The 12,788-nt window shown below is 39.0% G+C and carries 10 protein-coding genes; 8 read left to right on the top strand and 2 right to left on the bottom strand.

Features of this window, described 5'->3' with window-relative positions; all coding sequences use genetic code 11:
* From AC1DUD_RS30745 to AC1DUD_RS30710, 8 genes are all read left to right on the top strand, one after another.
* Window positions 1–523 (top strand): reverse transcriptase domain-containing protein (locus AC1DUD_RS30745; protein ID WP_477381712.1); only part of this gene is annotated, 523 nt, incomplete at its 5' end.
* Window positions 524–2,135: 1,612 nt separating this feature from the next.
* Window positions 2,136–2,990, top strand: coding sequence for a HamA C-terminal domain-containing protein (locus AC1DUD_RS30740; protein ID WP_477381710.1), 855 nt, complete (start codon window positions 2,136–2,138; stop codon window positions 2,988–2,990).
* On the top strand, window positions 2,987–5,215 hold the full coding sequence (locus AC1DUD_RS30735; protein ID WP_477381708.1) for a DEAD/DEAH box helicase: 2,229 nt from the start codon (window positions 2,987–2,989) through the stop codon (window positions 5,213–5,215). Before AC1DUD_RS30740 ends, AC1DUD_RS30735 begins: the two co-directional genes overlap by 4 nt.
* A 164-nt stretch (window positions 5,216–5,379) precedes the next feature.
* Window positions 5,380–8,580, top strand: a complete 3,201-nt coding sequence (locus tag AC1DUD_RS30730; RefSeq protein WP_477381706.1) for a TIR domain-containing protein — start codon at window positions 5,380–5,382, stop codon at window positions 8,578–8,580.
* A gap of 34 nt (window positions 8,581–8,614) precedes the next feature.
* Window positions 8,615–9,097: a TIR domain-containing protein gene (locus tag AC1DUD_RS30725; protein ID WP_477381704.1), complete on the top strand. Its 483-nt coding sequence runs from the start codon at window positions 8,615–8,617 to the stop codon at window positions 9,095–9,097.
* Between the two features lie 19 nt (window positions 9,098–9,116).
* Window positions 9,117–10,580 (top strand): SIR2 family protein, encoded by a 1,464-nt coding sequence (locus AC1DUD_RS30720; protein WP_477381702.1) that lies wholly within the window; start codon window positions 9,117–9,119, stop codon window positions 10,578–10,580.
* Between the two features lie 24 nt (window positions 10,581–10,604).
* The gene (locus tag AC1DUD_RS30715; protein ID WP_477381700.1) at window positions 10,605–11,189 is read left to right on the top strand and encodes a TIR domain-containing protein; all 585 of its coding nucleotides are present in this window, start codon (window positions 10,605–10,607) and stop codon (window positions 11,187–11,189) included.
* 200 nt (window positions 11,190–11,389) lie between these two features.
* Entirely contained in the window at window positions 11,390–11,788 is a 399-nt protein-coding gene (locus AC1DUD_RS30710; protein ID WP_477381698.1) for an avidin/streptavidin family protein, read from the top strand.
* An 84-nt stretch (window positions 11,789–11,872) separates the two neighbouring features.
* Here AC1DUD_RS30710 and AC1DUD_RS30705 read toward each other — a convergent pair whose 3' ends face one another.
* Window positions 11,873–12,553 (bottom strand): phytanoyl-CoA dioxygenase family protein, encoded by a 681-nt coding sequence (locus AC1DUD_RS30705; protein WP_477381696.1) that lies wholly within the window; start codon window positions 12,551–12,553, stop codon window positions 11,873–11,875.
* 126 nt (window positions 12,554–12,679) lie between these two features.
* Window positions 12,680–12,775 (bottom strand): hypothetical protein, encoded by a 96-nt coding sequence (locus AC1DUD_RS30700; RefSeq protein ID WP_477361193.1) that lies wholly within the window; start codon window positions 12,773–12,775, stop codon window positions 12,680–12,682.
* Window positions 12,776–12,788: the final 13 nt, after the last annotated feature.

Genomic DNA, 12,788 nt, shown 5'->3' with positions numbered 1-12,788 from the left:
TATTTGTACATATGAGGATAAGCTTCCCCAAGGTAGCCCATGTTCGCCAAAACTTGCTAATTTATCAGTTTGGAGAATGGATGCTCGCCTTCAAGGTTATGTAGGGAAACAGGGTTTAAATTATAGCAGATATGCTGACGATTTAACTTTTTCCGGATTAATGCCATCTAAAGTGGCCAGATCATTTCCCTTTATTCAACGAATTGTGAATGAGGAAAATTTTAGGCTAAATGCAGATAAAACTAGGCTTGTCGGACCCTCAAAAAGTAAAATTGTTACTGGGTTAGTCGTATTAAATGACGGAGTAGGCGTTGGAAAACAAAAGTATAAATTGTTAAGAGCCAAAATACATAATTTGACTAACCCGGCTGAACAAAAAAACATTGAACTTCTAAGTGAAGTTCACGGCTGGTTGGCTTATCTGAATAGTGTAGATATAAAGAGGCTAAACAAGGCAAAGAAGTATATAGAAATGATGAAACAGAAGTACCCAGGAACTTTAATAAGTAAATTGCGATGGTAAATGCCTTTCGTAGCCAACTCTCGCATTAAGCGATCCTAATACCATGCTATTATAGAAGTGATATATTTTTAAGAAATAAATAAGTATAGTAGGTAACTTATTAAACAAAGCATGAATGAATAAATTTGTATGCTTAAAAGCCTGCCAGTAATAAGTCCAATATTATATGTTAAGATCCTTAGGCGTTTAAATTCTGATTTAATACGTTCAACGTCTTCTAATGAGTCGCTCTTATTTACTATAATGGAATATGGATTTCCATTAAGTAGTTTAAATGGTAAGAACCATCTTCGAAAACCTTTTGATGCAGAGGTATGATTATAGACATTTTGGTCTAATAATGTATTATGAAATTTCAACGCACGGTAACGAACAAGTGCCAAATGCCGGGATAGTAAAAAATCGTATAATCTGTTAAGCGCAAAATAAACTCCTGATAGAGCGGATAGGGCACTAAACAAAACTGCGAAGGCTGAGAATGTCAAAGACCAGTTCACATGACATGAAAAGTGTATACCCTTAAGATCTTTAAATTTAAAAACAAACGATAAAAAGCCGACAGAAAGAGTTAGTAACACATTGCTAAAAAATGTGAGTTGATTTACTGAATTTGTGGTCCACCTTACATGTCTTTCCAAATAATTTTTTAAAACTGTTTCTTTTACCTTATTGTCCATAATTATAGTGAAGGAGGACTTTACCTACGTTAATTGACTTAGGTTTGCCACGCAAATTTTCTGAAGTTAGTAGCCTCGAATATAATCTAAAAAGCCCAAACATAGGAATAGCTTGATAGATTAAAGTCGAGATATAATCACATGTTAAATCCGGTGATCAATCTTCATTTTCAATTAATAGGTTCAGATTATGTCCATTCTCGGAAGCTTTGTTTGTCTCCCAAAAACCGGGCTCGATCCAAGCTTTTCACCAAGATTTTAATGAAGCTAACCTCTTTAAATCTTCCACAAAATGGTTCGAGAAGCACACGGCTGGGTGCACCCTAGTGGGCTCGAACCTATTCATCGATGATCTAAGAAAGTTGGCCGTAATATCTCAGTGAAAAGTGATTTATCATTCGAGTCATTTGATCAAAGCCAAAAGATACCTTCAATGTAAAAGCATTGCTGTTTCAGTCGCGAAAACTTAAAATAGATGGCAATCACCAATATGCTTTTTATATCGACCGTATCATTTCCACTTCTATATATCCATCACAATAAACAGACGATATGTACGAAAGGTAACTAAGAATGATATCATACTAGAAATCTGTCCGCTTACAGATGAATTTGGCCGCAGTTCCTTCGATACGATATTGGGCAAACGTATCACTTTGAAAGGAATTCTGTAAGATAGTCTGATTACTTTAATGAGTCATTCAAGCATTTATTTGGCGAGTATGCTGGCGGTGAAACCAACTCCTGGGTATTCTGAATTATCTGAAGTTTGTGGCATAGTGTATATAAAATTCCTGTTTGAGCAATATAACCCTTGAAAAATACTTTGAGTACCACGTTAACGATCAGGGAATAATAAGGAATAGGGCTTATTTCTCTAAAAATATTGTACTTATAAATCTAAAACAATACTTTTAGAGAACCGACCTGAATTAATGAAAGAAATTATCACACGTGCCCAACATCTTTTTAGTAACGTCATTCTGACTACAAGTTACAACAAATACGCAAAAGACACCTATCACCTAACTTACGAAAGCGGCCTTTACCGCCAAAGCGAGCTTGTAAAAATTATACGGGATACCGTTATTCATTTTGCGTTGACCCCGCAGGAGCTCGCTCAAATTAATGCTGAAACATTTACTAAACTTCAAACCAGGGCCTGGAAACGTATTTCCGAACGGCCTAAAGAAAAAAAGGGGGATTATGGCGAACTTTTACTTTTCCTTATTTTGGAAGTATTTTATCCGGCTCGTAAGGTAGTTACCAAAGTCAGGCTCCGGTCATCTCTGAAAGATGAAATCAAAGGTTATGACTGTGCCCATTTCAGCATAGACAACGGAAATATTTGTTTATGGCTTGGAGAAGCAAAGTTCCATCAGGACTTCAGTACCGCGATATTTAAAGCCATAGAATCCATTAATGATCACCTTTCCGATCAGGTCATCAAAGATGAATTAACGATCCTTGAATCCAACAATACCGAAATAGCTGAAGAGGAGCGGCAAATACTCGAAGATTATTTCAATTCCGGCATTTCTTTGGATTTGATGAAGTTCAAAATCCCGGTATTGATCACCTATGACAGTTCCGTTGTAGTTAACCACAAAGAAATCTGTACCGCGTTTACGAGCGAACTCTCCAAGGAACTAGAGAATAAGTATAAAATCATCGATGGTAAAACCATCAACCTTAAATCCAATATAGAGGTGCATTTTATATTGGTGCCCTTACAGGCTGTAAAAGAAATAAAGGAACAACTGGAAAAAATTGAAGCTGCCCACAAATGATTTATACGAGAGCTACTAACCGGGAAAAAATTGAAACGCTGTTAAGCCGTTTAAAGGAACAGAACAGCCTAAGTAACCGTGAATATAAAGAATTGCTGGAAAGGACTCACAGCTTCCTGTTGAGCAACTCAGAAATCGACAAGGACTATAATTTATGCCTGTCTGTTATTTGCCATGTAGGTGACAAATATGTGGAGGACAGCCTGGTCAAGCAATTGATGCAGGATTGTATCGTACAATCGAGAGTTTTCCTGTACAATGAAATGACTGGTTTTGGTGGCGAGGGCTTATCAGGCTCTAATTACGATTCGATTAGCCAGGAATTCTATACGCTCGAAGCTTCGGATACGGTATTGACCAGGGATCAAAAACGGCTCTTTGATCTTTTCCAGGAGCAAAAACGAATAATTGTCAGTGCGCCAACATCTTTCGGGAAGTCCCGCATTGTACAGGAGCTGATTATTCACAATGATTATAAAAACATTCTTATTGTACTGCCTACCATTGCTTTGTTGAATGAAACTTATGGTAAGCTGAAAGGCAACAGCAAGATTTCCGGCAGATATCAAATTTATAACTCGCTGGGCAATAAGGATCACGTTTATGATCGCCAATATAATTTGTTCATTTTAACACCGGAAAAAACCGACGTACTCCTGGATCGTCACCCCTATCTGCAATTTGACTTTTTTACCATGGACGAAATATATAAAGTTCAGGACAAAGACGAACGTGGTAAAGTTTTCACCAATTGCCTGTACCGGTTGTCTAAAATAAATGGGATTCATTTTTATTTGATCGGGCCTTATTTCTCGGGATTCAGCCAAAAGTTCATTGAAAAAACACAGGCCCGGTTCAAGCCATTTGAATCCGAAATCGTACAAAAAGACGATTTTAAATTCGATGAGATCGCGGAGAACGGGCGCTATGTGATCAATGGGAAGGAAATAAAAAAACTAAAAGGAGCCCGCTCCAATTTGCGGAATATATTCAAAGCCGCAGGTGGACAATCGATTATTTATCACGGCCGTCAGAAGTATCATACAGAAAACACGGCAAAATACCTGGCCAATCATGGGACACGCACGGTCAATGCGGAACTGATAGATTATATTTCTGATAATGTAGCGCGCGACTGGTCATTGGTAAACTGTTTAAAAGCGGGGATCGCATTCCACCATGGCTCTTTGCCGAAATATATTCAGGTTGAGATCATAGATATGTTCAACAACGGCGAGCTAGATGCCGTCGTATGTACATCTACGATTGTCGAAGGGGTAAATACTACCGCTAAAAACGTGATTATTTATGACCAATTCAAAGGGCCTGATGAACTTACAGGCTTTGATGTGAAAAATATTAAAGGCCGGGCCGGCAGATTTTTAAGCCATTTTATAGGAAATATCTATTCCATGGTTCCGCTTAAACACGACGAAAACAAGGGGGTGATTGAATTTAGCTTTTATGACAATGAATCGCTCGACGGCGAAGATACCCTTCAGGTTGAAAAAGAGGATTTGACAGGCGGAAATTTAGAAACCAGGACGGCAATCGAAATACTTTTGGAACAAAAGAATGTTCCTCTTGACCTGATTACTGGGAACAAATTCATCAAGGTTCATTTGCAACTAAGTTTAATCGATGCGCTTCGTGCCGACCCGGATTTGGAAAGTTTATTATTTACCTCTTTATTGCCGACAGGGGATCAATTAGACAAAATGCTTGAACTTTGTTATAACCATTTATTCAACGAGCACCACCGGGAAAGTCAGACTTATACCATTGCCAACTTGCAAAGGCTCACCAAATATTACGTTTTCCTGGACCCGTCGTTTAAACAACTCATAGAAAATTTCAACTCAGACAATATCGATACTCGTGTAAGGAACGCATTCAGTTTGATCTCCGAATACTTCGAGTTTGCTCTGCCAAAATATTTAACGGCTTTTGAGCACCTGTTCAATTTTGTAATCCGGGAACGAAACCCGGAAAATAAGCCCATCAATTTGACTTATTTAATTACTAAAATGGAGTTCGGTCAATCTGAAGATCATGAAATTGCACTAAAAGAGGCCGGGTTACCGAATGATATTATCCGCAAAATATCGAATTTGTTCCGGGATTGTTCTACATTACAACAGATACGGTACAAGTTTGCAAGCAACCCAGGATTAATCCGCAATATGACGCCGTTTGAGCAAAAAGTATTCAAACGCTACATTTAAGTTACAGATCAGCCAACTCACCGAATAACTATCGATATAGATACCAATTTGGGGTCAAACCATTATTCTGTTTCAACAGGATTTTATCTTGTTTTTCTCAAAATGCTTGCACTGCGCGCTTCATTTTATTAATTTACCCTGTCAATTACAAAACCTTATCAACAATGCCCGAAGAAAATGCAATCAAGCTCATTAAAGCTGTAAAAGAGCTCAATATCGGCATGGGCACGATCGTTGACTTCTTCGCCCAAAGAGGTTATCGCGTCGATAAACAACCGATGGCGAGGATAAGTGCGGATATGTATGCTGAATTAAAAAAAGCATTTTCTGATGAAAACAGAAACTTTCAGCTTTCAAATCCACCCAATCAAGATGATCATATTTCCCCTTCGGTTTACGCACGAAAATTAATAGAAGAATGTATCACCGAAAAAGCAATTTCACTTGATCTGGGCCATTGTGGCCTGGTTTCCAGTGACTGGGACCAGGGAGGTGCATTAGACCTGGCCCTGAGAAAATGTACTCACCTGTCCACGCTTATCCTGGCCAATGAATATAGTCAATACGACCAAACGCATTTTTTTCCAAAAGTTCAAGTAAGTAAAAACCCAGGCAATCCTAATTTTTTAACGGAAATCCCTGTTGCGGTACGTTCGCTCCGGCAATTAAAGATGTTGATCTGTTGCGGCGATGCTGCAGAAAGCTGGCATATTGATTCGCTGACTATTCTAAGCAATCATGTTCAATTGCAATACCTTGACGTGAGTTATAACCAGATCTCGTCGTTAAAGGACATTAAAAAATTGAGTGCCTTGGAAACCTTTGTAATCAATAATAATCGGATCCGGTTCATTAATAACGTCCTTAAATTACCCCAGCTATCAAACGCTTACCTCCAATATAATATCATAGAAAAGCTGCCTGTTGTTCAACAGCCGTCGCCCGTAACATATTTAAATTTAAATCATAATTCAATTAATGAGCTCCCAGGTTTGGACAATTTAGACAAGCTACGGGAATTACACATCCGGGAAAACCACATCAACAATATTGATCATTTCACACCGCTAATCTGGAAGCCGGAAACTTTCTTCTTGAATGCTGACGAAAACCCTTTCGTTCAGGTTTTTCAATTGAAGCTTTCGCCATCCGAAAACCATTTACCATTCATTGTGGAGGTCATCAACAGGCGCCGCGATGACTCGGAAAAGATTCCCATTCGTTATCCGGTAAAAATCCTCATGTTCGGTAATCATTCTGTCGGTAAATCGACCCTGGTTGATCGTTTCACACACGAAAGAAATCAGGGTAGTACCCATATCCTGCGGATCGTAAACCTCAATTACTTTCCGGAAAACAATCCACTTCTGCCGGATGCCATATTTTTTGATTTTGGCGGTCAGGATTTTTACCATGGTGTTTACCGAGCATTCGTGAGTGAATATGCATTGCAATTGATCCTTTTCGATCAGACGACAGATGCTAATAAGATCGATCAGGATAAAAGCGGCATTCCCAATGTTAACTTGAATCGTCAGTATTGGCTCGGCCAGAAGAATTATCAGGAAAAGGGCAAAACTACCCAATCTCCATACATCCTTATCCAAACGCATATTGATAAGGTGACCAGTGAGCCTACCCCCCTGAATTATCAGCATTATCCGGGACTGTTACACAGATTTGACCTATCCCTAAGCAAAGATGACAGCAATGAAATCAGCCATCTCGCAAGCGATTTCTATATAGCTGGACTTCAATATTTCGGGAGTTATCTGGTCAATATCATCGACCAATTGCAGACTACTACCGTAGAACCAATTTGGTACGTGAAGTTTCTGCAATATATAGTTGACCGGGATAGTAAAGACCACCAGGCCACAGCGCTAGAAGACATTCTCACTCATTATCGCCCTGCACGACTAAGCTATGACGAGCGTAAGAAATCATTGATCAATAATCTTATACAACTGCATCGTTTCGGACTCATACTTTACTATCCGGACATTCCAGGGTTAGAGAATATCTGCTGGCTCAATCCGCAGAAACTGGTCGAACACATCCAGCACGACTTGCTCTCAAAGACGTTCGCCGATGCCAGGCACTATAAGTCTCCCGGCGTTATTAGTAAAAAGGCATTTGAGCGAATGATTACCGACGAAACGATCATTCTATTGCTAAAAGCACAAAATGTTATCTTTTTGCATAATCCTACGGGCAGGGCTGATGAACAGGAATATATAGTTCCTAACTATTTACCGCTGCTGCAGCCAAATGATATCGACTTGCAGTTACTCGTGTTCGGATTGGAAAAACCCAACTTCGTCATCAAATTTGAAGACTTCATCCCATTCGGGTTTATCAATCAGATGATTTGCTTTTTTGGCAAACTGCCCGATATTAAACGCTTCTGGCGAAATCGTTTGCTCTTCACAATAAACAGGGAAATACGTGTGCTCATTGATCTTGATTTTGAGCAACTTAAGATTAAAGTCAACTTTCAATGCCTGACTGATTGCCGTTTTTCAGCAAGTGATATTTCAGAATATTTATTCTTCAGCATCATAGGCCTTTACTGGAATTACACCGAAACCAATCTGTTCACTTTCGAAGAATTTGCCAAATATCAAAAATTACCGCCGCCTCCCTATGAGACCGAGTTACAAATGAAGTGCAGGGTCTGGCAGAGCTTTAAGCGCAATCAGGACTTTGTGCCCGATGATGCCTACCTTTCCGTCAATGATCGTGACTTTGTTTCGTACATAGATTTATTTAGTCTGGCTGAAGATGCTTATACAATTGATGCTTATGAGATAGTACAGAACAATATCAACACACTTAATACCAAAGTTATACCAGTTAATGCTTTTGAGCCTTTCACTGAAAAAAAATTAGCCAGCATGAAAAAAATATTTGTTTCCTACTCCAAGTTCGATGAAGATTATTTACAGGAGTTTGAGGATCATTTGGTCACCCTCAAGCGCGAAGGAGTTGCAACTTTTAACTGTAAGAAGATTGAGTTCGGCAAAGAATGGGATGAGGAGATCAAAAAACAGATCGATGAATGTGACATCATGGTGTGCCTGATCAGCGTTAAATTTCTGAACACCGACTATATCACCAATATTGAAATTCCAAAGGCGATCGAACAAAATAAACTGATCATCCCGATTATTATCAAAGCCTGTGACTGGGAAAACTCTGCTCTTGGCAAGTTCCAGGTGGCCCAACGCGGTAAAATCGTTTCCATCGATAACTCTAAAAGGCTATTTGGAGAAACCAGGGCCCAAACGCGGGAAGAAAGGGATGTATTCTGGACAGACGTAATCAAAGAGTTCAGGGTGAAGATTGACTTCTTCAATAATTAATATTGTAATCTATTTATCACAAACAGAATCAAAAATGGCAAGAAAAGTTTTTTTTAGTTTCCACTACGATAATGACGTCACAAGGGCCAGCATCGTCAGAAACGCATGGGTTACAAAACCGGACCGGGCTGCTGCAGGCTACATTGACCATGCTGAATTTGAAAAAATAAAACAGCGTGGTACCCAGGCGGTGAGAGATTGGATCGATGATCAGCTTTGGGGTTCTACAGTTACAGTAGTTCTGATTGGCGCAGAAACATTAACTCGTCCATTTGTCAAATACGAATTGGAGCAAAGTTATAAACGTGGAAATGCCATTATTGGCGTATACGTCGATAAACTCAGGGATTTTAAGGGAAATACATCAGGCAGATGCAGCACTTATAATGTTGAGGTTGGCACAGATAAGTCTGGTTCAACAATTTGGTTCAGCAGTTTCCCTGTGTTTGACTACGTGAGCGATGACGGGTATAACAATCTTGGAACTTGGGTCGAAAAAGCTTATTTAAACCGATAGTATCTCAATCTTATTACATATGTCATTTACAAAAATTCAAAAAGAATTTATCGAGACTTTTGTCGAAAAAATACATGATGGTGATGCGGCGATCTTTGCCGGAGCAGGGATGTCCGCAGGACAAGGCTTTATCGACTGGAAAGGTTTACTCAGGGATTTGGCGGAAGAACTGGATCTCGATGTTGACCGGGAAACTGACTTGGTTTCTCTCGCCCAATACCACTATAACTCCTTTCAGCGGTCAAAAATCAATCACAAGATAATTAATGAGTTTACTACGCTAAAAACCGGCAATGAAAACCATAAGATTCTGGCCAGATTAGATATTGACACCTACTGGACCACTAACTACGATCAGCTGATCGAAAGAACACTGGAATCGAATGGTAAAGTGATTGATAAAAAAGTAAGAAACGTAGACTTTTCAAGGAATGTCCGTAAACGAGATGCGGTGGTGTATAAAATGCATGGTGACAAAGATGCCCCGGATGAAGCAGTTCTTATCAAGGATGATTACGAGACTTACAACGATAAAAGGGAGATTTTTTCTACTGCTTTACGAGGCGACCTGTTATCCAAAACATTTTTATTTATCGGATTTAGTTTCGACGACCCGAATCTGGACTATATTTTAAGCCGTATAAAAATACTGCTAAAAGATAACACACCGAGACACTACTGCATTTTTCGTCAGGTTTCAGCATCGGGTTTTAAGGATCCTCATAAAACGGAAGAAGAAAACAAAAAGGATTTTCACTATGCCGAAGTTAAGCAGAAACTGAAAATTGCCGATCTCCGCCGCTATGGTATTCACCCTGTATTGGTTGAAGAATATGCTGATATCACAAAGATGCTGACTGAAATAGAAAACCGGATCAAAAGGAAAACGATCTTTATATCAGGTGCCGCTGCAAAATACGCGCCCTACCCAACTGAGGAAGCTAAATATCTGATCCATAAATTATCTTATTGCCTGGTTAAACAAAACTATAAGGTTGTCAACGGCTTTGGAACCGGTGTCGGTAGTATGGTGATCAATGGCATAATGGATTTCAAGCGCTTAGCCCCGCAATTAAAATTAGATGATCTGCTGATTTTGCGCCCTTTTCCGCAGATTGAATCAGGAGAGCGAAAGATTGCAGAACAAAAGAAAGAATATCGTGAGGAGATGGTTTCTCATGCCGGTGTTGCTATATTCCTGTTCGGTAATAAGGAAACTGAGGAAGGCATAATCAACTCACCCGGACTTTTAGAAGAATTTCAGATTTGTTGGGCAAAAGGCGTCATTCCGATACCTGTTGGCTTGACCGGCTATGCTGCCAGGGAAGTTTGGGATATAGTGATTGCTGAACTGGACAAGTACTATCAGGGGAATCAGGACTTGCAATCAGTTATTACTAATCTGGGAGAAAAAAAAACTGACTGGGATGATGTTATCGATAAAATTTTAAAAGCAGTCGAGATCATACAAAAAGTAAAATAACTGACGATCTAATAAATTAACACAATGTCTGTTATCACAAAATCAGCATTAAATCAATTTCGCAACACAACCAGAACAACCAGATTATCCGCAACCGATAGTTTAAGGTCTTTTAAAAATGAGAGCGAGCTGAATAAAGTCACCATCTTCTTATCGCACAAACACGACGAAATAGAAGACTTGGATGCTGCTATAAGCTTTCTTAAAAGATTTGATGTTGATGTCTACGTTGACTGGCTTGACGAAGGCATGCCTGTCGCGACTAGTGGAAGAACTGCAATCCGTATTAAACAGAAGATCAAAGAGAATAAAAAATTTATTTTTCTAGCGACTGAAGGTGCCATAGCATCCAAGTGGTGTAACTGGGAACTGGGTTACGGAGATTCATTAAAATACATGGATAAAATCGCGCTTTTACCTATTCGGAATGACGGACGGAGCTATTCCGGATCAGAATATATGCAAATATACCCATCAATTGAATATCTGGACGGGACAGAACGCAATAATGCAGGGCAGCTCATTGGTGCAGGTTATTATGTCCTTGACCCTGCCGATGAAAACGGTAGCCGATCGTTTGTGACATTAAGATATTGGCTAGGCCGGTGACAGTAACTACGATTTAAAAAACAATGTACTTATGCCCTCAGAACGCAAAACCTAAGAAAACAAATCGCAGTTTATTAAGCTGAATCGATATTTTTTTAAAAATGTTAATAGCTAAAATATTTATTATTAATAATCCTTGAATATTACTTACTTTGTACTGTAAGACAACTAAATAACCTTAATCTTTAACATCAAAAATTATGAAATTTCTACTTAAAAAGAATTTAACATTAGTATCGCCCCCGACACCCACTGTAGATTTTACTGGTGAATGGGAAAATCAGTTAAAATCAAAAATGCAAATCGAAGTTTTAACGAATGGCCATATTAAAGGTAATTATGTTACAGCCGTAGGCGATCCTTCAAATATGGAAGAATTTGAGGTTACAGGTGTGGCTACAGGTGATTTGATATCATTTATTGTAAACTTTGGGAAATACGGTTCTATAACGTCATGGACAGGCCAGCATACCATTGAAGATGGAAAAGAGAAAATTGCTACACTTTGGCATTTAGCTAAAAATTTCAAAGACGAAGAAGAGGAAGCTAAAATATGGAGTGCAACTTGGACAGGAGCAGACAATTTCCACAGGGTATAAAGGATCTGAAAAAAGGCTGCCAAAATTTGACAGCTCTTTTTGTTTATTATATTAACTAATAAACATTAATTGCTTTTTTAAAATCTACCATTTGCGGATCCCCATCAATTTTTCTCCTAAATTGGATAATTTAGGATTCTTCCAATGAGGTATATCGGACGAATTGGCTTCGTATGGCAATTTATATTTCCACATATCAAGCCTTTTCTTGAGAGTTAAATCGTCATACAATTCGCAAGGGAACATCCTTACAATTTGTGCTATTCGCGGATTTTCTGTAATGTTAGGACCATTACCATGTGGTATTAATGAATTCCATATTACTAAATCCCCAGCCTCCATTGGAATAGAAGAAATTTTCAGCCCATTTAAATTGGGGCGATAAGGGTCACGATTGTCCGGTTGGTGCATCTTCCATTTCTCAAATTGATGATGAAACCCCGGAACGCATTGGAAACCACCTTGATTTTCGAGCGCATCAGTAAGAGCAACCAAGCCTTGAATTGGAATGGGCCGCGGTAATAAAGTTGTGTTTATATCCCAATGAATAAAGCCTTTTTGCAAATCTCCTTGAAATGATGAAGGAGGGACAATCTTTCCTCTATCAAGCGTTACCCATAACTTTGATTCTTCTAAAATTTGTGAGAACACCTGATAAATTTGGGGACTTTGACGTATTTTCCATTGCAATGGATGATGTACCATTTTCACAATACCACCTACATACGCATCTGTTGAGGTATCCGTGGTAATTGGATATACCAATGATATTGACCCCTCTTCGCCAATCTAAAGTGACCCCTCTGAGTTAGGGTTTGAAAGAGAGTAAAGTTGTTGTACAGATAGGCTCTTTGGAGCGGATGTTTTTGTCCGGTTTAACAACTATTATTTTTACAAAAATACATTTTCTGATTTAGAGTTTCTTCTCCTTAGTGATTCGCCATATAATTCGACCCTTAAAGAGTGGTGAACAATGCGGTCAAGGATCGCATCAGCGATG

This window comes from Mucilaginibacter sp. P4_A11 (assembly GCF_056402535.1).
Note: the sequence above shows the minus strand (reverse complement) of the source record. Positions and strands in the feature narration are given on the sequence as shown.

What these genes read in the sequence shown, in the direction of transcription:
- AC1DUD_RS30740 (WP_477381710.1), top strand. Translation starts at nt 2,136, where the DNA reads ATGAAAGAAATTATCACACGTGCCCAACATCTTTTTAGTAACGTCATT.
- AC1DUD_RS30735 (WP_477381708.1), top strand. Translation starts at nt 2,987, where the DNA reads ATGATTTATACGAGAGCTACTAACCGGGAAAAAATTGAAACGCTGTTA.
- AC1DUD_RS30730 (WP_477381706.1), top strand. Translation starts at nt 5,380, where the DNA reads ATGCCCGAAGAAAATGCAATCAAGCTCATTAAAGCTGTAAAAGAGCTC.
- AC1DUD_RS30725 (WP_477381704.1), top strand. Translation starts at nt 8,615, where the DNA reads ATGGCAAGAAAAGTTTTTTTTAGTTTCCACTACGATAATGACGTCACA.
- AC1DUD_RS30720 (WP_477381702.1), top strand. Translation starts at nt 9,117, where the DNA reads ATGTCATTTACAAAAATTCAAAAAGAATTTATCGAGACTTTTGTCGAA.
- AC1DUD_RS30715 (WP_477381700.1), top strand. Translation starts at nt 10,605, where the DNA reads ATGTCTGTTATCACAAAATCAGCATTAAATCAATTTCGCAACACAACC.
- AC1DUD_RS30710 (WP_477381698.1), top strand. Translation starts at nt 11,390, where the DNA reads ATGAAATTTCTACTTAAAAAGAATTTAACATTAGTATCGCCCCCGACA.